The sequence below is a fragment of the Halomonas caseinilytica genome (assembly GCF_001662305.1).
Classification (GTDB): domain Bacteria; phylum Pseudomonadota; class Gammaproteobacteria; order Pseudomonadales; family Halomonadaceae; genus Halomonas; species Halomonas caseinilytica.
In genome coordinates, this window is the sequence record NZ_BDEP01000018.1 from 1 (window position 1) to 22297 (window position 22297).

A 22297-nucleotide genomic window follows, 5' to 3' on the forward strand; every position below is an offset into this window, starting at 1 on the left:
CGGGTGTGGATAACCCAAACGCCGGGCCGGCGACGAAAACGCCCGCTCGCGGCGGGCGTTCATCTCGACAAGGGCCAACGGGGCAAGCCGAGGCGTATCAGGTAAGCGTCACTCGTGCATAGCGCTTCTTGCCGGCCTGGATCACGTAATGCGCGCCGGTATCGAGCATGTGATCGCGGGCGACTACTTCACCGTCAACCTTCACCCGCCCATTCCCCAGCATGTCCTTGGCCTGAGCGCTGTTCTGCACCAGCCCGGCACGATTGAGCACGGCGGCGATGGGAGCCTGGTCGCTTCCCTCGAAATCGACCTCCACTTCCGGCAGGTCCTCGGGCAGCTCTCCCTCGGCGAGCTGATTTCCGGCACTGCGGTGTGCATTGGCCGCCGCTTCCTCGCCGTGGTAACGACCGATCAACTCGCGCGCCAGCTCCATCTTGATATCCCGAGGATTCGCGCCCTGATCAACAGAACGCTTGAGCGCATCGATCTCCTCGTTGCTCTTCAGAGACAGCAGGTCGAAATAACGCCACATCAAGCTGTCAGGCATGGATACCAGCTTGTTGAACATCGCACCCGGCGCTTCGTCGACCCCGACATAGTTGCCCAGCGACTTGGACATCTTCTGGACGCCGTCCAGCCCCTCCAGCAGCGGCATGGTGATGACGACCTGCGACTCCTGGCCGAAGTGCTTCTGTACCTCCCTGCCCATCAGCAGGTTGAACTTCTGGTCGGTGCCGCCGAGCTCGATATCGGCCTCCAGCGCCACGGAGTCATAGCCCTGCACGAGCGGATAGAGAAACTCATGGATGGAGATCGACTGGCCAGCACGATACCGCTTCTCGAAATCGTCGCGCTCGAGCATGCGTGCCACGGTGCTCTGCGCCGCCAGCTCGATCATGTCGGCGGCACTCATGGCGGAGAACCATTCGGCATTGAAGCGCACTTCGGTCTTGGCGGGGTCGAGCACCTTGAAGACCTGTTCCTTGTAGGTCTCGGCGTTGGCCCGCACCTCCTCCTCAGTGAGCGGCTTGCGCGTCACGTTCTTGCCGGTGGGATCGCCGATGCGGCCGGTGAAATCGCCGATCAGGAAAATGACCTCATGGCCGAGATCCTGGAACTGACGCATCTTGGTCAGTAGCACACTGTGCCCCAGATGCAGGTCCGGCGCGGTGGGATCGAACCCCGCCTTGATGCGCAGAGTACGGCCGGAGGCCAGCTTCTTTTCCAGTTCGTCTTCCAGAAGAATCTCGTGGGTACCGCGCTTGAGCAACGCTAGCGCGTCGGCGACATCGGTCATTCTCTCCTCTCCACTCGGCAAGACGGTCCTTTCCGGACCTTGATCAGCGTCTGTATCCTGCCAATGCTATCATGCCCCGCAATAACGGTTGAGCCTATCCCGGGAGTCCTCATGAGCTTATTCATCGGCCTGATGTCCGGCACCAGTCTCGATGGCATCGATGCTGCCCTGGTCGACATCACCTCCGAGGCGCCACCGCGACTCCTGGCCACCCATGGCGAACCGATTCCACCGCAACTGCGTGATCTCTTGTGGCGCCTCTGCCACGCCGAGCGCATCGACTTCGCCGAACTGGCCCGCGCCGAGGCTGACTTCTCCCGACTCCAGGCCAGGGCGGTCGAGGCTCTGCTCGAGGCGCGAGACATCCCGGCCACGGAGATCAGCGCCATCGGCAGCCACGGCCAGACCGTGGAGCACGCACCGGCGGGACACGATGGCGGCCCGGCCTATACCCTTCAGCTGGACAACCCCAGCCTGCTGGCCGAGTTGACCGGCTGCTGCGTGGTCGCCGACTTCCGACGTCGAGACCTGGCCGCGGGCGGTCAGGCTGCCCCGCTGGCACCCGCCTTCCATCAGGCACTCTTTCGGGTACCCGATGAATGGCGGGTCATCCTCAATCTCGGCGGCTTCGCCAACCTTACCCTGCTGCCGCCCGAGACCAGCCCCCACGCGCCACTGGGTTTCGATACCGGTCCCGCCAACGCGCTGCTGGATGCCTGGCACGCCCGACATCGTGGCGGGCCTTTCGACGCGAACGGTGCCTGGGCGGCCTCGGGGTGCGTGGACGAGGCTCTCCTCGAGCGATTTCTCGAAGAAGCGTTCTTTCATCAGCCACCGCCGCGCAGTACCGGTCGCGAGCTGTTCAACCTCGACTGGCTGGAAGCACGGCTGTCAGGGAACGAACGACCACAGGACGTACAGGCAACACTGGCCGAACTCACGGCCATCAGCATCGCCATGGGCATCGAGATGGCTCGTGAACGCCTCGAGGCACCAGCGGTCGGCCGCCTGATCCCGTGCGGGGGCGGCGCGCACAATCCGGACCTGTTGAGCCGGCTGGCCAGGCGATTGCCCGACACGCCTCTGGAAGACAGTGCCAATCTCGGCTGGCCAGCCGACTGGTTAGAGGCGGGCGCCTTCGCCTGGCTGGCCTGGCGAAGGCTCGAACGGCTACCCGGCAACCTTCCCTCCGTCACCGGCGCCGCCGGCCCGCGCATCCTGGGCGGCATCTACGCGCCCTGACCCCGGCCTCACGGCCCCAGGGAAGACCGCGCCCGCGACTGTGCCTCATCCGGCGCTATCACTCCCTCGGCAACCAGTCGCGCCAGCGCCGTCTCCAGTGTCTGCATGCCCTGGGCGGCGCCGGTCTGCAGCACCGAGTAAAGCTGCGCCACCTTGCCCTCGCGAATCAAGTTGCGCACCGCCGGCGTGGCGACCATGAGTTCGTGCGCCGCCACACGTCCGCCGCCGCGACGCTTCAACAGCACCTGCGAGACGACCGCCTGCAGGGATTCCGCCAGCATCGATCTCACCATGTCCCGCTCGGCACCGGGGAAGGCATCGATGATGCGATCGATGGTCTTGGCCGCCGAGAGCGTATGCAACGTGCCCAGCACCAGATGACCGGTCTCGGCGGCGGTCAGCGCCAGTCGCATGGTCTCCAGGTCGCGCATCTCGCCGACCAGGATGACATCGGGATCCTCGCGCAGAGCGCTACGCAAGGCGGCGGCGAAACTGCGAGTGTCCCGCGAGACCTCACGCTGGCTGATCAGGCAGCGCTTGCCGTGGTGCACGAACTCCAGCGGGTCTTCGATGGTCAGGATGTGTTCGTCTCGTGACGCATTGATTGCATCGACGATCGCCGCCAGGGTCGTGCTCTTGCCCGAGCCGGTAGGGCCCGTTACCAGAACCAGCCCTCGGCGTAACTCGGCCAGATGGCCCAGGGTCTCTATCATGCCCAGCTCGGCCAGCCCCTTCACCTGGCCGGGGATGATGCGAAACACCGCCCCGATGCCACGCCCATGCTGAAAGACATTGCCCCGCAAGCGGGCCACCTCCGGCAACTCCAGTGCAACGTCGGCGTCCAGCTCGGCCTCGAACCTTGCCCAATGCGACTCGCCGAGCAGTGTCCGGAGCGCCCGACGCAAGGTCGGGTCATCGACGACCGGCACATCGAGTGCCTCCAGTTGCCCATCGACACGCATCATCGGCGCCATGCCTGCCGAAAGATGCAGGTCGGAGGCACCCCGCTTTGCCGAGAAGGCCAGCAGTTCGGTAATATCCATGCGATTCCCTCGCTCCCTATACAGGGGTTCCTGTTGCATGACGGACCACACGACATGACGGATCCGGCGCTTTCCGAGTCCTTGACCGCCGCACGTGAACGCCTCTCGGCGGCACTGCTGGCCGCGGGTCGCCCCGACGACGGCGCGCGCCTGCTGGCCGTCAGCAAGACCAAGCCCGCCGCCATGATCCGCGAGGCCTGGCAACTCGGCCAGCGCGAGTTCGGCGAAAACTATGTCCAGGAGGCCCTGGACAAGCAGGCCGAGCTGGCAGACCTGAACGACATCGTCTGGCATTTCATCGGCCCGCTGCAGTCCAACAAGAGCCGCATCGTGGCCGAACACTTCGCCTGGATTCATAGCGTAGACCGGGAACGACTCGCGCGACGTCTTGATGCCCAGCGCCCGACCTCGCTGGGCCCCTTGAACGTCTGCCTGCAGGTCAACATCAGCGACGAGGCCAGCAAGTCCGGCATCGCTCTCGCCGACCTGCCGGCCCTGGCCGAGGTCGTGCACGGCTTGCCGAATCTGCGGCTGCGTGGCCTGATGGCCATTCCGGCGCCCAGCACCGACCCGGACAAGCAACGCCGCCCCTTCACCCGACTACGCGATGCCCTGGAGTCGCTGCGCGCAAGACTCCCCGAGGCACCTCTGGATACACTGTCGATGGGCATGAGCAGCGACCTGGAGGCGGCGGTAATGGAAGGCGCCACCCTGGTGCGCCTGGGCACCGCCATCTTCGGCGCGCGCCAGCGCCCCTGAACGTTACATGCCCGCCGGGTCACCGTCGGGCCATCATCGTCACCTACACAGGACAGACCGCATGGCAAGCCAAGTCACCTTCATCGGCGCCGGCAACATGGCCGGCGCGATCATCGGCGGAATGATCGATAGCGGCTATTCCGCCGACGCCATTACCGCCACCTCGCCCGATGACAGCGCGCTCGCGCCACTGCGCGAACGACTGGGCATCCACACCGAGACCGACAACGCCAGCGCCGTGGCTCAGGCCGACGTGGTGGTCCTGGCGGTCAAGCCACAGATCATGCAGGACGTCTGCACCGGCATGCGCGATGCCATTCAAGCCCGCAAGCCACTGATCCTCTCGGTGGCGGCCGGCCTGCCCGCCGACACACTGGAGCACTGGCTTGGCGGCGATTTACCAGTCGTACGCTGCATGCCCAACACGCCGTCGCTGGTCGGTGCCGGTGCCGCCGGCCTCTATGCCAATGCCCGCGTCACGGACGCCCAGCAGCGCATCGCCAGTGAGCTGCTCGAGGCCGTGGGGCTGGTCGAGTGGGTCGACGACGAGGCACTGCTCGACGCCGTGACCGCCGTCTCCGGTAGCGCTCCGGCCTATTTCTTCCTGATGTTCGAGGCCATGGAACAAGCCGGCGCCGATCTTGGCCTGCCCGCCGACACGGCACGTCGACTCGCCATGCAGACCGCCTACGGCGCCGCCCGCATGGCCATGGACAGCGACAAGACACCAGGCGAGCTCAAGCGCAACGTGATGTCGCCCGGCGGCACCACCGAGCGCGCCATCGAGCACATGGAGAACGCGGGCCTGCGCAACATCATGCAAAGCGCGATGCGCGCCTGCGCCGAGCGCGCGGGCGAAATGGCCGACGAACTCGGCAAGCGCTGACACACCACGGACATGGAGGAGCCCTGATGGGCAGTCAACTGGGAAACGCTGGCCTGCTGCTGGTCAACACCCTCGTCAACATCTACCTGTTCCTGCTGATGCTGCGTTTTCTGCTGCAGGCATCGCGGGCCGACTATTACAACCCCATCAGCCAGTCGGTGGTCAAGATCACCCAGCCGGCCGTGCGCCCCTTCCAGAGCTTCCTGGGGCCAGTGATGGGACGTTTCGACCTGGCCACCCTGGCCAGTGGCCTGGTGCTCAAGCTTATTGCCATCATCGCCATCCTGCAGATCGCAGGCTATGGCATGGCACCGCTGGACAGCCTGGCCATCGGCGCGGTAGCCGCGCTGGCCAATGCCATCCTCAAGATCTATTTCTTCGCGCTGATCGCGATGATCATCCTCAGCTGGGTCGCGCCACGCGCCAGCCACCCCGGGGCACTTTTGATCATGCAACTGGTGGAGCCGATCATGGCACCGGTGCGCCGTGTCATCCCGCCGCTGGGCATGCTCGACCTGTCGCCCATCGTGGTGTTCATCGCCATCAACCTGATCGATGGTATCGTGGTCGGCTCGCTGATCCGTGCCGCCGGCGTCGTCGGTGTGCTGGTCGGCCTCTAGGAATCCATACACAACATCATAACGACGGGACACGACACGCCTGATGACCGAGATGCCTCGCGAGTCGGTCGGCCTGGTGACGCCCCTGACGGCGCACTTCGACGACCCCCTGGAGCTGGCCTGCGGCAAGACGCTGCCGGCCTATGACCTGGTCTACGAGACCTACGGCACGCTCAACGCCGAGCGCAGCAATGCCGTGCTGATCTGTCACGCCCTCTCCGGGCACCATCACGCCGCCGGCTTCCATTCACCGGAAGATCGCAAGCCCGGCTGGTGGGATGCCCACATCGGGCCGGGCAAGTCCATCGATACCGACCGTTTCTTCGTGGTGTCATTGAACAACCTCGGCGGCTGCCATGGCAGTACCGGGCCTACCAGCATCAACCCGGAAACCGGGGAGTCCTGGGGCCCTGACTTTCCGATGATGACGGTGCTCGATTGGGTACACAGCCAGGCTCGACTGGCCGACCGACTCGGCATCCAGCGCTTCGCCGCCATCGTCGGCGGCAGCCTGGGCGGCATGCAGGTCTTGCAGTGGGCACTGTCCTACCCCGACCGCATCGCCCATGCCGGCGTGATCGCGGCGACCCCCAAGCTGTCGGCACAGAACATTGCCTTCAACGAGGTCGCCCGCCAGGCCATCCGCTCGGACCCCGACTTCTTCGATGGCCGTTATGCCGACCATGGCACCCTGCCCCGGCGCGGCCTCAAGCTGGCCCGCATGGTGGGTCATATCACCTACCTGTCGGAAGACGCCATGGGCAGCAAGTTCGGCCGCGATCTGCGCAGCGCGGACCTCAACTTCGGCTACGACGTGGAGTTCCAGGTGGAATCCTACCTGCGCCACCAGGGCGATACCTTTTCGTCATCCTTCGACGCCCATACCTACCTGTTGATGACCAAGGCTCTGGACTACTTCGATCCGGCCGCCAACCATGAAGGTGACCTGGCCGCGGCCCTGGCACCGGTGAGTTGCCCTTTCCTGGTGGTCAGCTTCTCCAGCGACTGGCGCTTCCCTCCCTCGCGCTCCAAGGAGCTGGTCAATGCTCTGATCCGGGCCGGCAAGTCGGTCAGTTATGCCAACATCGACTCGCCTCACGGCCACGATGCCTTCCTGCTGCCCGAACCCCGCTATCAGGCGGTATTCGCCGCCTTCATGGATCGCGTGGCACACGATCAGGGCCTGCTGGAGGAGTCTGCATGATGCGCACCGATCTGAAGCTGATCTACGACTGGGTGCCTCCGGGCGCCCGCCTGCTCGATCTGGGGTGCGGCGACGGTACATTGCTCGCTGCCCTGGCACGCGACAAGAACGTCACCGGCTATGGCCTGGAGATCGACCCCGACGGTATCACCCGCTGTCTTGCTCGCGGGGTCAATGTCATCGAGCAGAACCTCGACGACGGGCTGGCCAACTTCGAGGACGACGCCTGCGACCTGGTGGTGATGACCCAGGCCCTGCAGGCCCTGCGCCGCCCCGACCGCATGCTCGACGAGATGCTGCGCGTCGCCGAGGAATGCATCATCACCTTCCCCAACTTCGCCTACTGGCGTCATCGGGTCCATCTGGGGCTGCGCGGCTACATGCCGGTCTCGAAATCCCTGCCCCATGCCTGGTACGACACACCCAACATTCACCTGTCGACCTTCAATGACTTCGAGCATCTGTGTCGTCAGAAGGACCTGGTGATCGTCGATCGGGCCGTAGGGGCCGGAGATTACCGCGACCACTGGGCCTCGCGGCTATGGCCCAACCTGCTCGGCGAGATCGCCATCTTTCGCGTCACCCGGCGGAGTTCCCGTCGTGCCCCCTGAGGCCGCCCGCGTCTCGGACATCGCCTGTTCTCGACTGGGCGATGCCCTGGACGCCTGCGCGCGAGGCTCTCCCACCGGACTCGAGCTGCTGGCCCGGCATAGCGTTCCTCGCCTATTGGCCGTGGCCCAGCAGTTCCTCGCGACGCCAGAGGACATCGAGACCGTGGTGCATGACACCCTCGGGCTCGCCTGGCACGATGCGTGGCGCTTCCAGCCCGCCGACGAGCCTCCCGAGCACTGGATGATGCGTCTCTTCGGCAGCCGCCTGAACAGTCAACTGAAAGCCCCGAAGACCAACCTCGCCGGCCACGACATGTCGCGGCTCGACATCGGAACCGACCCCATCGCCTTGCCACCCCCGCTCACCCGCCCTGAGCCCCTGTCACCCTACCGACTCTGGGCCATGGCCGAACGCTTGCCACCGGCCAGCGTCAGCTCCAGGCTGAAGGCACGCCTGACCGATGCCCTGATGCTGCTCGAAAACGCCCGGAACATGCCGCTCACTCCCAGCGGCGAACCTGCGGACCCCCGGTTGTTTTCACCGGCCATCGCCCGCCGCATGCGCCTGTCGCGTCTGAGCCGGCGCACGATGGAGAAGCTGAACCATTATGTCGCGCGCCCTCTGGAGCGAAGCGTCTTCGCCCTGTGGCGGCATCAGATACCGGGGAGCACCTGGATCGAACGACAGGGGCTGCCGCGCCATGTGATCGAGGCATGCCACGCCAGCCAACTGGAAATTGATGTGGCACCACGAGAGCTACAGCACGAGCTCGACTATCAGGGTGCCTTTCCCGACCGCAAGCAGCGTCATCGGATCGGCAATCGTCTGCTCTGGGACGGAAACTGGGACGTCTCCCTGACCGCCTTTCTGGCCAGCCGTCGCATGCACTTCATCGCCGACATCTGGTACCACCGCCGTCGACTGGAGCAGAGCCACAGCTACCATCGACTGGCCGAGCGGCTGGCTCGAGGCAAGCCCATCGTATCCCACTCCGATGGCGTCATGCTCGACCGCCCGGAGCGCATCCTGGCCTATCTACGACGTTACCATCGCTACATGGAGTCCATCGCCTGTTTCGGCTTCGACGACCAACTGAGCAAGGACCCGATGGGCGTCGCAGTGGACCGTCACGGGCAGTTGATCAAGCTCAACAAGGGCCTGCACCGTCTCGCCATGAGCCAGGTGATCGGCGTGCCGAGCATCCGGGTCAGGGTACGCGCCATCCATCGCCAGTGGTGGTGCCATACCGCTGGCGAGGCGCGTGGCCAGCAAGCCTTGGACCGAGTGCTGGCAACCCTGCCAAGCTGCCGCCCCCGGACCGATTGAGCGACGCCATCAGGCCAGTCTTACCGGCAGCGCCTTGCCCAGACTGATGGTCAGCGGGTATCCGTTACCGTCCCGAACGACCCGAATGCCACGAGCCATGACCTCCACGCCTTGTCCCGCCACCCGCACCAGCGTCTCGGCATAGGCCGGATCCAGGTGGCCCGCCGGGGCCACATCGGCAATCGCCTCGTGGGCCACCAGAAACAGCAGGACGGCACGATGCCCTCGGGCGGCCAGGGCCGCCAGCGTTTCCAGGTGCTTGCGACCGCGCTCACTGACCGCATCGGGGAAATAGCCATGGCCATCGTCTTCGCGCAGGGTCACCTGCTTGACCTCGACAAAGGTGTCGCGTCCCTCCTCCCCCAGGCGACGGAAATCCAGCCGAGCCCCTTCGACCCGCGCCTCCCGGCGCCACTCACCGGCACCGGCCAGCTCGTCGACTCGCTCCGTGTGCAATGCCTCCTCGACGATACGATTGGCGCGCCCCGTCTGCACCGAGGCCAGTGCCATGCCACCCTCGGGCTGCGGCAACTCGATCAACTCCCATGTCCAGGCCAGCTTGCGCCTGGGGTTATCGCTCGGCGCCAACCAGACCCGACAGCCGGGCACGTTAACCGCTCGCATCGACCCCGTATTGGGGCAATGGGCCACCACCTCACGTCCATCGTCGAGGCGAACATCGGCCAGGAAGCGCTTGTAGCGACGCAGCAGGATGCCGGGCACCAGCTCGGGATAACGCATCAGCGCGTCCCCTTCCGGCGCGCCAGGAAGCGCTCGAGCCGGCCGACCGCCTCCTCCAGCCGGCCGACATCGGTAGTGAAGGCGATGCGCACATGGCGCTCGCCCCCCTGCAGGGCGAAGTCGGTCCCCGGGGTGATGGCGATGTTTTCCTCCTCGAGCAATTGCCGGCAGAAGGCCTCGCTATCGCTGCTGTAGCGGGAGATATCCAGCCACAGATAAAACGCCCCCTGAGGCGGCAGCGACGGCGCCAGCCCCAGGGAGGCCAGACCATCGAGCAAGGCATCACGACGGCGCTGCAGCTCGATGCGACGCTGCTCGAGGATATCCCGACACTCGGGGCAGAAGGCCGCCAGGGCAGCGTGCTGTGCCGGCGTAGACGCCGCCAGGAACACGTTCTGCGCCAGCCGAGAGAGCGGCTCGACCGCGGCCTCGGGGGCAACCAGCCAACCCAGGCGCCAGCCGGTCATGCCGAAATACTTGGAGAAGCTGTTGACGACGAACGCCCCCGGCGCCACCGACGCGGCCGACAGGGGCGCGAGATCATAGCTCAGCCCCTGATAGATCTCGTCGACCAGCAGATGCCCGCCGCGCTCGGCCACCGCCCCGGCCACGTCGCCGAGCTGATCGGCATTGAGCATATGGCCGGTAGGGTTCGAGGGCGTGGCCAGCATCGCCAGGCGGGTATCCTCACGCCAATGCGTCGCCACCAGGCCGGCATCCAGTTGCCAGCCGCTCTCCTCGCCCACTGGCACGGCATCGATCGCGGCCCCGGCCAGCGCCATGAAGTGGCGATTGCAGGGATAGGTGGGGTCGGCCATCAGGACCCGATCACCGGACTCCACCAGCAACTGGCTGGCCAGCAGCAACGCACCGGAGGCGCCGGGCGTAACCAGGATCCGCTCGGGCGCCACCGAGACACCGAAACACTCGGCATAATGTGCCGCGATGGCCTCGCGCAAGGCCGGCAGACCCGCCGCCGGCGTGTAGCGTGTATGGCCCGCGTTCAGGGCCTGCTGCCCCGCCTCGACGATTGGTGCCGGCGTCGGGAAATCCGGCTCGCCGATCTCCAGATGGATGACATCGTGACCGGCCGCCTCGCGTGCCTGGGCGGCCTCCAGCAGGTTCATCACGCGGAAGGGGGCAACGCCCTCCAGTCGCGAGCTCCAGGACATGGCGGTCTCCTCTGCACGTGAACGATGAACGGCCTCCCCTTGATCGTGAACGCCGCCGGCGGGCATCTTTTACGCTCGCCATGGTCAAAGTCAGCATGTTACGACGTTTGACATGCTGACGCAGTCGCCTGGACCGGGCTCATGGCGTCACCCCATGACACACCGGTCTTGCAAAGTCGCCATTTTTTCGCTAAACAAGCATCCCTTTGGCGTGAGATACCTTAGCACCGCGGCGGGTATTGATCAGCAGTCACTAAAGTAGCGAGGCAGTCCCATGCCAGTAGCCGAACAGAAGATGGAAGCGCCCAAGAAATTCACCCCGTACGAGCCGGCGGCGGGTGAAGAGTACATGAACGAGAAGCAGCTCGAGCACTTCCGGCAGATTCTGCTGGGCTGGAAACAGGAACTGATGGAGGAGGTGGACCGCACGGTTCGCCACCTGCAGGAAGAGGCGAACAACTACGCCGACCCTGCCGACCGCGCCACCCAGGAAGAGGGGTTCAGCCTTGAGCTGCGCACCCGTGATCGGGAGCGCAAGCTGCTGAAGAAAATCAACGAGACCATCGAGAAGATCGACGAGGACGACTACGGCTTCTGCGAGGCCTGCGGCGTCGAGATCGGCATTCGCCGTCTCGAGGCGCGCCCCACCGCCACGCTGTGCGTCGACTGCAAGACCCTCGCCGAACTCAAGGAAAAACAGCTCGGCGGTTGAGCGGCGTTTCCATCGGTTTCTGCGCCGGACCCGGGTGGCCCGGCGCCCCTTCACCCGGGACACGCTGACGACATCATGTCGGGCCGTCGCGCCGGCCCTTGAGCAGTGCTCCCCTGACTCGCCCCGGAGCCGTCCATGCGCGACTACCGTGGCCGTTTCGCTCCCACGCCTTCGGGCCCTCTGCACTTCGGCTCGCTGATCGCGGCCCTTGCCAGCTATCTCGATGCCCGCCACCGGCAAGGCCACTGGCTGTTGCGCATCGAGGACATCGATCCGCCGCGCTGCCCACCCGGCGCTGCAGATACTATCCTGCGCCAGCTCGAAGCCTTTGGCCTGTTCTGGGACGGCCCGGTCCACTGGCAGCATGACCGGGACGACGCCTACCAGGCCGCGCTCGCCCGACTCGAGGCGCTGGGCCTGGCCTATCCCTGCAGCTGTTCGCGCAAGCAGTGGCGGGATCACCCCGTCTATCCCGGCTGGTGCAGGGCTGGCCCGCGTGAGCCGGACAAGCCCCTGGCCTGGCGCCTGCGCAGCGACCTCGGCCCGACGCCGATCACCTGGGAGGACCGGCTTTTCGGGCCCCAGCGTTTCGAGCCGGCCTCGCTCGGCGATGTCGTCCTCAAGCGCAAGGACGGCCTCTGGGCCTACCAGCTGGCCGTGGTGGTGGACGATGGCGAGCAGGGCATCACCGACGTGGTACGTGGTTTCGACCTGCTCGACAACACCCCCTGGCAGCGCCAGCTTCAGCATGCCCTGGCGTTGCCGACGCCACGCTACCTGCATCTGCCATTGATCCTGGGGGAGAACGGGCAGAAGCTGTCGAAGCAGAACCTGGCACCGGCCCTGCCGGAACAGGAAGACGCCGTGCGTCCCTTGCTGCACCGTGCCTTGATCGCCCTGGACCAGTCGCCACCTTCGGCGCTGGCCACCGAGTCGGCCAGGACGCAGCTCGAGTGGGCCGTCACCCACTGGTCGCCACAACGCCTGCAGCCGACCGCCGAGCGGCACGCGCCGGACACCGCCCAACGCTGAGGAGAGTCATGTACGTCTATCGCATCATGCTGTTCCTGGTCTTCGGCGGTTATCTGTTCTCGCCGTTGCTGATGAGCGGCTGGGCCAACCCCGATGCCGCCTGGTATCGTCCCTTTCTCATCTGGGGCGGGTTGATCGCGCTGACCCTGTGGCTGGAACAAAAGCGCAAGCTCGATGAACGACGCTAGGGAGGCCGTATCGCAATGAGCCTGAATCTCCCTGGCCTGCTCGCGCTCGGTGTCGGCTATCTGTCCTTGCTGTTTCTCTGCGCACTGGCCGTCGAGCGTGGCTGGCTACCGATACGACTGGTACGCCATCCTGCCGTCTACACCCTGGCCCTCGGCGTCTATGCCAGCGCCTGGGCGGTCTATGGCAGCCTGGAATTCGCCAGCCATTATGGCTTTGGCTATCTGGCCTACTACCTGGGCGTGGCCGGCGCCTTCCTGCTGGCCCCGGTGCTGCTGGTGCCGATCCAGCGCATGACACGCACGCACCAGCTGTCCTCGCTGGCCGACCTGTTCGCCTTTCGCTTCCGCTCACGCTGGGTCGGCACCTTGCTGACTCTGGTCAGCCTGCTGGCCGTGCTGCCCCTGCTGGCCTTGCAGATACAGACCATGGGTCATGCCATCCATCGCCTCAGCGGTGTTGGCTCGCCCTCCCTGCTGGCCCTGGGCTTCAGCCTGCTGATCGCCTTGTTCGCCATGCTGTTCGGCGCGCGCCACTCGCACCTCAGCGCTCGGCACGACAGCCTGCTGGCGGCGATCGCCCTGGAGTCTCTGGTCAAGCTGGTCGCCATGCTGGCCCTGGGGGCCTTCGCGCTCTTCGGCATCTTCGAAGGGCCCGCCGACCTCCAGGCCTGGCTCGACGGCGCCGGTCACCTCGACCAGACCCGCATCGCCCAGCTCGACCCGGCCCAGTGGCGGACGCTGCTGCTGCTGTTCTTTTCGGCGGCCTTCCTGATGCCGCACATGTTCCACATTACCTTCGCCGAGACGCTTGACCGCCGTACCCTGCTCCAGTCCAGCTGGGCGTTGCCGCTGTTCCTGCTGCTGATGGCCCTGCCGGTGCCCTTGATCCTGTGGGCCACGCAACGCCTGGGGGTCCACGAAGTCGGCGCCGGCGCCGCCTATCTGGCCTTCGGGCTTTCCTCGTCGTGGTGGGTCGACAGCCTGGCCTTCATCGCCGGCCTGGCCGCGGCGAGCGGCACCATGATCATCATCTCGCTGGCCCTGTCGGGGATGGTCCTCAACCATCTGGTTCTGGTGGCGCATCCGCCCATTGCGCAACCCGATCTCTATCGCTGGTTGCGCTGGCTGCGTCGCGGCTTGATTGCTGCGGTGATCGTCGGCGGCTGGCTGTTCTATCGCCTGGTCGGCGTGCGCCACGATCTCTCCACCTTGGGGCTGGCCTCCTTTGTCGGCATGGCCCAGTGCCTGCCGGGCATGCTCGCCCTGCTGTACTGGCCGGGCGCCAACCGGAAGGGCATGGTCTCCGGACTCGCGGTCGGCATGGCGATCTGGCTGGCCGGTCTGTGGGTCCCCTTGCTCACCGACTATCCGGCAATGGTGTTCCTGCCACCGGGACTGGAGATCCTCGACGGCGCCCCCGCCTGGTACAGCGTCACGCTGGTGTCGCTGGCGGCGAACATCCTGACCTTCATCCTCGTCTCCCTGGCCACCCGGACCTCGGCAGGAGAGCGTGCAGCTGCCGAAGCGTGCTCGGTGGACGCCGTGGTACGCCCCATGCGACTGCCCCTGGTCGCCACCAACGGGGCCGAATTCAAGCGCCACCTGGCTCGCGTGCTGGGCGAGGATGTCGCCAATCGGGAGGTGGAACGCGCCTTGAATGCACTGGGGCTTTCCCCGCTGGACGGCCGCCCCTACGCCTTGCGGCGTTTGCGCGATCGCATCCAGGCCAACCTCTCCGGCCTGATGGGCCCCTCGGTGGCCCAGGATATCGTCGATCGCTGCTTGCCCTACCGGCACAACGGCCCCAGCGCCACCGAGGACATCCACTTCGTCGAGAGCCGGCTGGAAGCCTATCGTTCGCGGCTCACCGGCCTGGCGCGAGAGCTCGACGGCCTGCGACGCTACCACCGCCGCACCCTGACCCGATTGCCCATCGGCCTGTGCGCCTTTGGCGAGGACGGGGAGCTACTGATGTGGAACGATGCCCTCGCCGAGCTTTCCGGCATCGAGGGGGACTCGGTGATCGGCGCCCATCGCGACACCCTGCCCACGCCCTGGAACGACCTGCTCGGACAGATCCTCGCCACCCCTCAGGGCCGTCTCTACAAGCAGCCGGTCAGCCTGGCGCGCGGGCAACGTTACCTGACCCTGCATCGTGCCGGCCTGCAGGGCGAGCAAGGAGAGGACGGCGGCAATGTCATCCTGGTAGAGGATCACAGCGAGATGAAATGGCTGGAAGACGAACTCGTTCACGCGGCTCGTCTCGCCTCCATCGGCCAGCTGGCCACCGGTGTCGCCCATGAGATCGGCAACCCCATCACCGGCATTTCCTCGCTGGCCCAGAACCTTCGCTACGACACCGACGATCCCGTTCTGCTCGAGACGGCCGACCAGATCCAGAACCTCACCGATCGCGTCTCGAAGATCGTCGGCTCGCTGGTCGGCTTCGCCCATGGTGGCCGACATGTCGCAGGCGCGAATTTCGTATCGACCTCCATGGCCAGCGTCACCGACGAAGCCCTGCACTTGATCCAGCTCGCCCGCTCGGGGGAGGATATCCAGTATGAGAACCGCTGCCCGACCGCTCCGGCGGTCTTCGGGGACGCCCAGCGCCTGCAGCAAGTGATGATCAATCTGTTGGGCAATGCCCGGGATGCCAGCAAGCCGGGGGATCGCGTCATCGTCGATGCCAATCCGGAAGACCGGTACCTGCACCTGACCATCACCGATGAAGGCCACGGCATCGCCCCTCAGGTGCGCGACCACCTGTTCGAACCCTTCACCACCACCAAGCCGGCGGGTGAAGGCACCGGCCTCGGCCTGCCACTGGTCTACAGCATCGTCGCCGAGCACGATGGCCAGATCGAGATCGAGTCTCCGCCCGCCGGACAGGTCAGCGGTACGCGCATCCATCTGTGGCTGCCCCTCCATCAAGAGAATGGCGAAAGCACCCATGAGCCGGATTCTGATCGTTGAAGACGAAGCCATCATCCGCAGCGCCCTGAGGCGTCTGCTGGAACGTCACGACCATGAGGTCAGCGAAGCCGGCTCCGTGACCGAAGCCCGTGAACTCGACCCACAAGGTTTCGACCTGGTGATCAGTGACCTGCGCCTGCCCGGCGAGCCCGGCACCGACCTCATCCACCTCGCCGCCCCGATACCGGTGCTGATCATGACCAGCTACGCCAGCATGCGATCAGCCGTGGAAGCGCTCAAGCTCGGCGCGGTGGACTACGTCGCCAAACCCTTCGACCATGACGAGCTGCTCGACACCGTTTCCCGCGTGCTGCAACAGCAGGCCTCTCAGCAGAACATACCGCCCGACGTAGCCGAGCAGGGCGACCAGCAGCCGTCGATGATCGGCAACTGCCCGGCCATGCAGACCGTCTACTCGCGCATCCGCAAGACGGCGCCCGCCGATGTCACCGTGCTGATCCAGGGAGAGTCCGGGACCGGCAAGGAACTGGTCGCGCTTGCTCTGCACCAGCAGAGCAAGCGCGCCCGCGCCCCTCTGATCTGCGTCAACTGCGCGGCCATTCCCGAAACACTGATCGAGTCCGAATTGTTCGGCCACGAGAAGGGCGCCTTCACGGGCGCCAATGCCGCTCGTACCGGCCTGGTGGAAGCCGCCGACCGTGGCACCCTGTTTCTCGACGAGATCGGCGAGTTGCCGCCCGACGCCCAGGCCCGCCTGCTGCGCGTCCTTCAGGAAGGCGAGATTCGCAAGATCGGCTCGGTGGAAACACGTCACGTCGACGTGCGCCTGATCGCCGCCACCCATCGGGACCTGCATGCGCTGTCGAAAACCGGCGAGTTCCGTCTCGACCTGTATTACCGACTCAATGTCATGCAGATCGACCTTCCCCCGCTGCGAGACCGCGAAGACGACATTCTGGAAATCGCCGACTCACTGCTCGCCAAGGCCTGTCGCCGCCACGACCGCGAAGGCCTGCGCCTCTCCCGGGCCGCCCGGCGCGTCATCCGCGACGCCCCCTGGCCCGGCAACGTGCGTGAACTGGAAAACGCCCTGGAGCGCGGCGTCATCCTTGCCGAAGGCCATCTTATCCACCCCGACGACCTGGGGCTCGACCCGCCGTCACGTTCGGCGCCGGCCTCTGCCATCAAGGCGGCAAGCATCGACGATTCTCCGGAAGACGACGGAGATCATGATCCCGAGGATCTCTCCCTGGAAGACTACTTCCAGCATTTCGTGCTGGAACACCAGGACCAGATGAGCGAAACCGAGCTGGCCCAGAAGCTGGGTATCAGCCGCAAGTGCCTGTGGGAACGTCGCCAGAGACTCGGCATCCCCCGCAAGAAGAACCCTCGCCGCAACGTCGGCTGACCCGGCGCAGCCCGCTCGACCGCCCCTTGCTCGACTAAAGTACGAGACCACGTCTTCTCGCGCGGGGGCCCCGTTCATGTGGCGGCGGCCCACCAATTCGCACCATTTGTTACCTTCCCACACAGCGTGTGCCCCATCTCGGGGCAGCTTGGGTAACACTGCCCATGCATCTTTTGGGTTACAAAATGATGAAAAACGTTAACTCATTGAAAATAAATAGATTTTCATCTAGTGGCATACCCCCTGCAATCATATGGACAAGAAAAACAAATCCGGATGTCACTGACGGCCCCAACAACAACAATGGCCAAGCACAGTGACAAGACCCGAACCGACAACAACAAGCACTTCGGGTCGAGACGTTTGGGCGCCATGCCGCTAACAAGAACAGCAACGGCCATGAGCGCGAGTCCTTCGAGGTCAACAACAACAAGCATTCGAAGCCGGAAGATCAGGACGCGACGCACCGCCAACCGGCCAACAACAAGAACAAGGGCCGTCAGGGTGCATCCCCGGTAACAACAACAAGCCACCGGGGGGAGGTATGCCAAGCATGCCGTCGTGGTTGGATTATTGTTTTGAATACGAGGCGGTCGCCGCCAGGAACGTCAATAAAGACAACAACATGCTTGCCTGAGACTCCTTGGTGACTGTGGTGCGTATTCAAGGCGATGTGCCATCACGAAGAAGAACCAGCAGCAGGATGCTGCACCTTGCTTGATCCAGGGGAGGCCCACCGGCCTCCCCTTTCTATGTACGACCCATCCTATGTGCCGCCATATCCCGTGTGCGACCATGTCGGGCATGCCGTTGACCGACTGGCCATCGAGGCTCCGCAACGGCCTCGGTTCAGCTCGTCGCATGCGGCTTGTACCTAGCGCGTGATAGGGTCACGCTTTGCAAGGTGTCGGGTGTCCGCTACACTCAACGCTTTTCGTACTCCCGCGAGTCGACAACACCGCATGATCAAAGGTTTTACCCGCTTTCTGCAGAGTCCAGGCGAGCATCTCAAGTCGCTGTTCGGCCCTCAGGATGCGCCGGTCGGAGGCCCTGTGCCGCGCATCATTCCCCGCGACGAACATCCCGTCTCGCGTCAGCTGTTCAGTGATGCGGCCCTCAAGGTGCTGTACCGCCTGCACAATGCCGGATTCGAGGCCTTCCTGGTCGGCGGCTGCATCCGCGATGCCCTGCTGGGCCGCATGCCCAAGGATTTCGACGTGGCCACCAACGCCACGCCGGAAGAAGTCCGCGGCCTGTTCCGCAACTCACGCATCATCGGCCGCCGCTTCCGCATCGTCCATGTTCGCTTCGGTCGCGAGGTCATCGAGGTCACCACCTTCCGTGGCAAACCCGGTGACGATCACGGCGATCATGTCGCCCAGCAATCCGACGACGGCATGCTGCTGCGTGACAATGTCTGGGGCGATATTGAAGAAGACGCCCTGCGCCGCGACTTCACGATCAATGCGCTGTATTACAACATCGCCGATTTTTCGATTCATGATTTCGCGGACGGGGTTCGCGACATCGACGCTCGAACCCTGAGGCTGATCGGCGACCCGGCAACCCGCTACCGGGAAGACCCGGTACGCATGCTGCGCGCCGTGCGCTTCGCCGCCAAGCTCGACTTCGACCTGGCCGGCGCCACCGAGTCGCCGATCAGGGAGCTGGCTCCACTGCTTCTGCAGGTGCCACCGGCCCGCCTGTTCGACGAGGTGCTCAAGCTGTTCATGGGCGGCCATGGCGTTGAGACCTTCCATCTACTGCGGGAATACGGCCTGTTCGCCATGCTGTTCCCCGAGGCCGACGAAGCCTTCGACGAGCTGCCCTGGGCCGAGACCCTGATCGAACAAGCCCTGGCCAGCACCGACAAGCGTGTGCAGGAAGAACGTCCGGTAACGCCGGCCTTCCTGTTCGCCGCCCTGCTGTGGGGGCCGGTCCAGCTACGCCAGCGCGACCATGAGCGGGACGAGGACATGCCCCCGATACCCGCGCTCCAGGCGGCATCGCAGCGCGTGATATCGCGCCAGTTGCAGCACGTCGCCATACCCAAGCGTTTCAGCTTGCCGATGCGCGATATCTGGGACCTGCAGCAACGTCTGCCCTCGCGTCGCGGCAAGCGTGTCTTCCAGACTCGCGACCATCCCCGCTTTCGCGCCGCCTACGACTTCCTGCTGCTGCGCGAGACCGCCGGCGAGATCGAGCCCGGACTCGGCGACTGGTGGACAGCGTTTCAGCAGGCCGATGAACATGAACAGCGCCGCCTGCTCGGCAAGGTCGACGCCGATCCGGCCGGAACCCCGGCTCCGCGCAAGCGTCGCCGGCGACGCCGCCGCAAGCCGCGCAACCCCACCGACGACGCATGAGCCTCGCCTGGATCGGCCTCGGCAGCAACCTGGATGCGCCGCACAGCCATGTCGAACGTGCGTTGGGTGAGCTGGACCAGTTGCCGCTGACCCGGCAACGGCGCGCCTCGTCGCTCTATGCCACGCGGCCCGTCGGCCCGGCGGACCAGCCGGACTTCATCAATGCAGTGGCCCAGTTGGAGACGCGCTTGTCACCACTGGCTCTGCTCGATCAGCTGCAGGCCCTTGAACAGCGCCATGGCCGCGTCCGAGAACGACGCTGGGGCCCTCGAACCCTGGACCTGGACCTGCTGCTTTTCGATGATCGACGTCTTGTCACACCCCGCTTGACGCTCCCCCATCCGGAAATGGTCAAGCGAGCCTTCGTGCTGGTGCCCTTGGCCGAGATCGCCCCGGCCCTGGTGCTGCCGGACGGTCGTGATGTCGCTACCCTGGCAGCCGGCCTACCAGACGAGACACCACCGACAAGAGTGTCGCCGTCAATGTTACCCCAATCTCGATAACACCCGACCCGTGTTACCTATCGACACCTTTGACAGATTCAGGTAACAATCACGGGTTACACATGGCCCCGGCCTTCGCCGGTTGGCCGACAACACAACGAGAGCACGCCATGAAAACCGTCACCCTGAGCACGCTGCAGGCCCAAAAGCGCGCCGGTGAAACCTTCAGCTGCCTGACTGCCTACGATACCACCTTCGCCCACGCCGCCAGCGATGCCGGGATCGAAGTGCTGCTGGTCGGGGATTCCCTGGGCATGGTACTGCAGGGGCACACCAGCACCCTGCCGGTAACCCTCGACGACATCCGCTACCACACGCAATGCGTGGCTCGAGGCAAGGGCAACAGTCTGCTGATGGTCGACCTGCCCTTCATGAGCAACGCCACCACCGAACGACTGCTCCAGGATGCCGGCGAACTGATGCGGGCCGGCGCCGAGATGATCAAGGTAGAAGGCGAGGCCTGGATGGCCGAAGGCATACGCGAGCTGACGCGGCGCGGCGTGCCGGTCTGCGCTCACCTCGGCCTCACGCCACAGACCGTCCATCAACTGGGCGGCTACAAGGTCCAGGGGCGTGACGCCGACCAGGCCTCGCGCATCCTCGAGGATGCCCGCACCCTGGTCGATGCCGGCGCCTCGGTGATCCTGCTTGAGTGCGTTCCCGCCAGCCTGGGGCGTGCCGTCACCGAAGCCCTCGACGTGCCGGTCATCGGCATCGGCGCCGGGCCAGACACCGACGGCCAGATCCTGGTGATGCACGACATCCTGGGCGTGACCAGAGGGCGCAGTCCTCGCTTCGTGAAGAACTTCATGGCCGAGGCCGAGGACATCCCGGACGCCTTCCGTCGTTACCACGACGCCGTCAAGACGCGCCGTTTTCCGGCCGAGGAGCATTGTTTCTGATGCAGTGCCTGCAAGATATCTCCGCGTTGCGCAACACGCTCGACGCCCACCGCCGAGCGGGCCGGATCATCGGCCTGGTACCGACCATGGGCAATCTGCACGAAGGGCATCTGGCACTGGTCGCCGAGGCCCGCCGGCGCGCCGATATCGTGGTGGCCACCATCTTCGTCAATCCCACGCAGTTCGGCCCCGACGAGGACCTGGACGCCTATCCGCGCACCCTGGAAGCGGATCGTCATAAGCTCGCCGAAGCCGGCTGCGATCTGCTATTCGCCCCCAGCGAGACCACGATCTACCCACGTGGAGGCAATGCTCAGACCCGCGTCAGCGTACCGGACGTCTCGGAAGGCTTGTGTGGCGGCTCGCGACCGGGACACTTCGACGGCGTGGCGACCGTGGTCACCATGCTCTTCAATCTGGTCCAGCCCGATCTGGCCTGCTTCGGTGAAAAGGACTACCAACAGCTGGCGGTCATCCGGCGCCTGGTGGACGATCTCCACCTGCCGATCGAGATCGTCGGCGTGCCCATCGTGCGCGACCACGACGGCCTGGCACTGTCATCACGCAATGGCTATCTGAACACCGAACAACGACGCACGGCCGCTGTTCTTCAGCGCACCCTGCGCGAGCTGCGCGATGCGCTGGAAGGCGGTGCGGCGATCGAACCTACCCTCGCCGCAGGACTGGCCCGCCTGCGCGAGGCCGGCTTCGAGCCCGACTACCTGGAACTGCGCGCCACCGACCTCGGCCCGGTCGAGGCGTCGACACGCGACGCCGTGCTGCTCGCCGCGGCACGACTCGGGCCGGCACGCCTGATCGACAACCTGAGCCTGACCCTGCCCCATTGAGGCATCTCGAACAAGAGGAGCTCACCCATGCTGACCCATATGCTCAAGGCCAAGCTGCACATGGCCCGCGTCACCCACGCCGTGCTCAACTACGAAGGTTCCTGTGCCATCGATGGTGAACTGCTGGACATGTCCGGCATCCGCGAGAACGAACAGATCCAGATCTATAACGTCGAAAACGGCCAGCGCTTCACCACCTATGCCATCCGTGCCGAGGAAGGCTCCCGAATGATCTCGGTGAATGGTGCCGCCGCTCACCTGGCAAGCGAAGGCCATCGGGTGATCATCTGCAGCTACGCCATGTACACCGATGCCGAGCTCGACTCCCATCAGCCGGCGCTGGTCTATCTGCAGGAAGGCAATGTCGTCAGCCATACCAGCAACGCCATTCCCGTCCAACTGGCCTGACGAGCACCACGGATCATGACGGCCCCCCAGGGCCGCCATGACCGCCCCCTACGGAAGTCCCGTACCATTCGGTCACCCAAGGATTGCCGCA

At 65.2% G+C, this 22297-nt stretch carries 21 protein-coding genes; 17 read left to right on the plus strand and 4 right to left on the minus strand.

From position 1 onward, the window contains the following. Window positions 1–97: 97 nt before the first annotated feature. Window positions 98–1297: a tyrosine--tRNA ligase gene (gene tyrS, locus A9O65_RS13430; RefSeq protein ID WP_064702367.1), complete on the minus strand. Its 1200-nt coding sequence runs from the start codon at window positions 1295–1297 to the stop codon at window positions 98–100. Between the two features lie 111 nt (window positions 1298–1408). On the opposite strand from tyrS, the gene A9O65_RS13435 reads away from it, so the two are divergent. Beyond that, the gene (locus A9O65_RS13435) at window positions 1409–2539 is read left to right on the plus strand and encodes an anhydro-N-acetylmuramic acid kinase (protein ID WP_064702368.1); all 1131 of its coding nucleotides are present in this window, start codon (window positions 1409–1411) and stop codon (window positions 2537–2539) included. Between the two features lie 8 nt (window positions 2540–2547). Here the strand turns inward: A9O65_RS13435 and A9O65_RS13440 are convergent, their stop codons facing one another. After that, window positions 2548–3582 carry a type IV pilus twitching motility protein PilT gene (locus tag A9O65_RS13440; protein ID WP_064702369.1) on the minus strand — a complete coding sequence of 345 codons (1035 nt, stop codon included), beginning with the start codon at window positions 3580–3582 and terminating at the stop codon, window positions 2548–2550. A 54-nt stretch (window positions 3583–3636) separates the two neighbouring features. Here A9O65_RS13440 and A9O65_RS13445 point away from each other — a divergent pair, with 54 nt between their 5' ends. From A9O65_RS13445 to A9O65_RS17025, 6 genes are all read left to right on the plus strand, one after another. After that, window positions 3637–4341, plus strand: coding sequence for a YggS family pyridoxal phosphate-dependent enzyme (locus A9O65_RS13445; RefSeq protein ID WP_064702370.1), 705 nt, complete (start codon window positions 3637–3639; stop codon window positions 4339–4341). A 61-nt stretch (window positions 4342–4402) separates the two neighbouring features. Then, a complete protein-coding gene (proC, locus tag A9O65_RS13450; RefSeq protein WP_064700523.1) occupies window positions 4403–5227 on the plus strand; it encodes a pyrroline-5-carboxylate reductase in 825 nt (274 codons plus the stop codon). Between the two features lie 26 nt (window positions 5228–5253). Further along, window positions 5254–5847, plus strand: coding sequence for a YggT family protein (locus A9O65_RS13455; RefSeq protein ID WP_064700524.1), 594 nt, complete (start codon window positions 5254–5256; stop codon window positions 5845–5847). Between the two features lie 43 nt (window positions 5848–5890). Then, window positions 5891–7051 (plus strand): homoserine O-succinyltransferase MetX, encoded by a 1161-nt coding sequence (metX, locus tag A9O65_RS13460; RefSeq protein ID WP_064700525.1) that lies wholly within the window; start codon window positions 5891–5893, stop codon window positions 7049–7051. Then, window positions 7051–7662: a methionine biosynthesis protein MetW gene (gene metW, locus A9O65_RS13465; protein WP_064700609.1), complete on the plus strand. Its 612-nt coding sequence runs from the start codon at window positions 7051–7053 to the stop codon at window positions 7660–7662. The genes metX and metW overlap by 1 nt, the downstream gene beginning before the upstream one ends. Beyond that, on the plus strand, window positions 7652–8989 hold the full coding sequence (locus tag A9O65_RS17025) for a hypothetical protein (RefSeq protein ID WP_082920179.1): 1338 nt from the start codon (window positions 7652–7654) through the stop codon (window positions 8987–8989). The genes metW and A9O65_RS17025 overlap by 11 nt, the downstream gene beginning before the upstream one ends. Window positions 8990–8998: 9 nt before the next feature. Here the strand turns inward: A9O65_RS17025 and sfsA are convergent, their stop codons facing one another. Then, window positions 8999–9730 (minus strand): DNA/RNA nuclease SfsA, encoded by a 732-nt coding sequence (sfsA, locus tag A9O65_RS13475; protein ID WP_064702371.1) that lies wholly within the window; start codon window positions 9728–9730, stop codon window positions 8999–9001. Then, complete coding sequence (locus A9O65_RS13480) at window positions 9730–10902, minus strand: pyridoxal phosphate-dependent aminotransferase (RefSeq protein ID WP_064702372.1); 1173 nt, start codon at window positions 10900–10902, stop codon at window positions 9730–9732. The genes sfsA and A9O65_RS13480 overlap by 1 nt, the downstream gene beginning before the upstream one ends. A 274-nt stretch (window positions 10903–11176) precedes the next feature. Between A9O65_RS13480 and dksA the strand changes: the two genes are divergently transcribed. From dksA to panD, 10 genes are all read left to right on the plus strand, one after another. Beyond that, entirely contained in the window at window positions 11177–11614 is a 438-nt protein-coding gene (gene dksA / locus A9O65_RS13485; RefSeq protein WP_064700528.1) for an RNA polymerase-binding protein DksA, read from the plus strand. Window positions 11615–11749: 135 nt separating this feature from the next. Continuing rightward, window positions 11750–12646 (plus strand): tRNA glutamyl-Q(34) synthetase GluQRS, encoded by an 897-nt coding sequence (gene gluQRS, locus A9O65_RS13490; protein WP_064702373.1) that lies wholly within the window; start codon window positions 11750–11752, stop codon window positions 12644–12646. 8 nt (window positions 12647–12654) lie between these two features. Beyond that, window positions 12655–12834: a hypothetical protein gene (locus tag A9O65_RS13495; protein WP_064700530.1), complete on the plus strand. Its 180-nt coding sequence runs from the start codon at window positions 12655–12657 to the stop codon at window positions 12832–12834. A 15-nt stretch (window positions 12835–12849) separates the two neighbouring features. Beyond that, window positions 12850–15810, plus strand: a complete 2961-nt coding sequence (locus A9O65_RS13500; RefSeq protein ID WP_064702374.1) for an ATP-binding protein — start codon at window positions 12850–12852, stop codon at window positions 15808–15810. Continuing rightward, a complete protein-coding gene (locus tag A9O65_RS13505) occupies window positions 15788–17179 on the plus strand; it encodes a sigma-54-dependent transcriptional regulator (RefSeq protein WP_064702375.1) in 1392 nt (463 codons plus the stop codon). Before A9O65_RS13500 ends, A9O65_RS13505 begins: the two co-directional genes overlap by 23 nt. Window positions 17180–18141: 962 nt before the next feature. Next, window positions 18142–19545, plus strand: a complete 1404-nt coding sequence (gene pcnB / locus A9O65_RS13510; protein WP_064702376.1) for a polynucleotide adenylyltransferase PcnB — start codon at window positions 18142–18144, stop codon at window positions 19543–19545. Further along, window positions 19542–20048 (plus strand): 2-amino-4-hydroxy-6-hydroxymethyldihydropteridine diphosphokinase, encoded by a 507-nt coding sequence (gene folK / locus A9O65_RS13515; RefSeq protein ID WP_064702377.1) that lies wholly within the window; start codon window positions 19542–19544, stop codon window positions 20046–20048. Before pcnB ends, folK begins: the two co-directional genes overlap by 4 nt. A gap of 110 nt (window positions 20049–20158) precedes the next feature. Continuing rightward, complete coding sequence (gene panB, locus A9O65_RS13520) at window positions 20159–20950, plus strand: 3-methyl-2-oxobutanoate hydroxymethyltransferase (RefSeq protein ID WP_064702378.1); 792 nt, start codon at window positions 20159–20161, stop codon at window positions 20948–20950. Continuing rightward, complete coding sequence (panC, locus tag A9O65_RS13525) at window positions 20950–21798, plus strand: pantoate--beta-alanine ligase (RefSeq protein WP_064702379.1); 849 nt, start codon at window positions 20950–20952, stop codon at window positions 21796–21798. The genes panB and panC overlap by 1 nt, the downstream gene beginning before the upstream one ends. Window positions 21799–21825: 27 nt before the next feature. Beyond that, window positions 21826–22206, plus strand: a complete 381-nt coding sequence (gene panD, locus A9O65_RS13530) for an aspartate 1-decarboxylase (RefSeq protein WP_064700537.1) — start codon at window positions 21826–21828, stop codon at window positions 22204–22206. Window positions 22207–22297: the final 91 nt, after the last annotated feature.

Bases quoted from the DNA above. Each gene is read 5' to 3' on its own strand.
- tyrS (WP_064702367.1), bottom strand. From the start codon at position 1,297: ATGACCGATGTCGCCGACGCGCTAGCGTTGCTCAAGCGCGGTACCCAC.
- A9O65_RS13435 (WP_064702368.1), top strand. From the start codon at position 1,409: ATGAGCTTATTCATCGGCCTGATGTCCGGCACCAGTCTCGATGGCATC.
- A9O65_RS13440 (WP_064702369.1), bottom strand. From the start codon at position 3,582: ATGGATATTACCGAACTGCTGGCCTTCTCGGCAAAGCGGGGTGCCTCC.
- A9O65_RS13445 (WP_064702370.1), top strand. From the start codon at position 3,637: ATGACGGATCCGGCGCTTTCCGAGTCCTTGACCGCCGCACGTGAACGC.
- proC (WP_064700523.1), top strand. From the start codon at position 4,403: ATGGCAAGCCAAGTCACCTTCATCGGCGCCGGCAACATGGCCGGCGCG.
- A9O65_RS13455 (WP_064700524.1), top strand. From the start codon at position 5,254: ATGGGCAGTCAACTGGGAAACGCTGGCCTGCTGCTGGTCAACACCCTC.
- metX (WP_064700525.1), top strand. From the start codon at position 5,891: ATGACCGAGATGCCTCGCGAGTCGGTCGGCCTGGTGACGCCCCTGACG.
- metW (WP_064700609.1), top strand. From the start codon at position 7,051: ATGCGCACCGATCTGAAGCTGATCTACGACTGGGTGCCTCCGGGCGCC.
- sfsA (WP_064702371.1), bottom strand. From the start codon at position 9,730: ATGCGTTATCCCGAGCTGGTGCCCGGCATCCTGCTGCGTCGCTACAAG.
- A9O65_RS13480 (WP_064702372.1), bottom strand. From the start codon at position 10,902: ATGTCCTGGAGCTCGCGACTGGAGGGCGTTGCCCCCTTCCGCGTGATG.
- dksA (WP_064700528.1), top strand. From the start codon at position 11,177: ATGCCAGTAGCCGAACAGAAGATGGAAGCGCCCAAGAAATTCACCCCG.
- gluQRS (WP_064702373.1), top strand. From the start codon at position 11,750: ATGCGCGACTACCGTGGCCGTTTCGCTCCCACGCCTTCGGGCCCTCTG.
- A9O65_RS13495 (WP_064700530.1), top strand. From the start codon at position 12,655: ATGTACGTCTATCGCATCATGCTGTTCCTGGTCTTCGGCGGTTATCTG.
- A9O65_RS13500 (WP_064702374.1), top strand. From the start codon at position 12,850: ATGAGCCTGAATCTCCCTGGCCTGCTCGCGCTCGGTGTCGGCTATCTG.
- A9O65_RS13505 (WP_064702375.1), top strand. From the start codon at position 15,788: ATGAGCCGGATTCTGATCGTTGAAGACGAAGCCATCATCCGCAGCGCC.
- pcnB (WP_064702376.1), top strand. From the start codon at position 18,142: ATGATCAAAGGTTTTACCCGCTTTCTGCAGAGTCCAGGCGAGCATCTC.
- folK (WP_064702377.1), top strand. From the start codon at position 19,542: ATGAGCCTCGCCTGGATCGGCCTCGGCAGCAACCTGGATGCGCCGCAC.
- panB (WP_064702378.1), top strand. From the start codon at position 20,159: ATGAAAACCGTCACCCTGAGCACGCTGCAGGCCCAAAAGCGCGCCGGT.
- panC (WP_064702379.1), top strand. From the start codon at position 20,950: ATGCAGTGCCTGCAAGATATCTCCGCGTTGCGCAACACGCTCGACGCC.
- panD (WP_064700537.1), top strand. From the start codon at position 21,826: ATGCTGACCCATATGCTCAAGGCCAAGCTGCACATGGCCCGCGTCACC.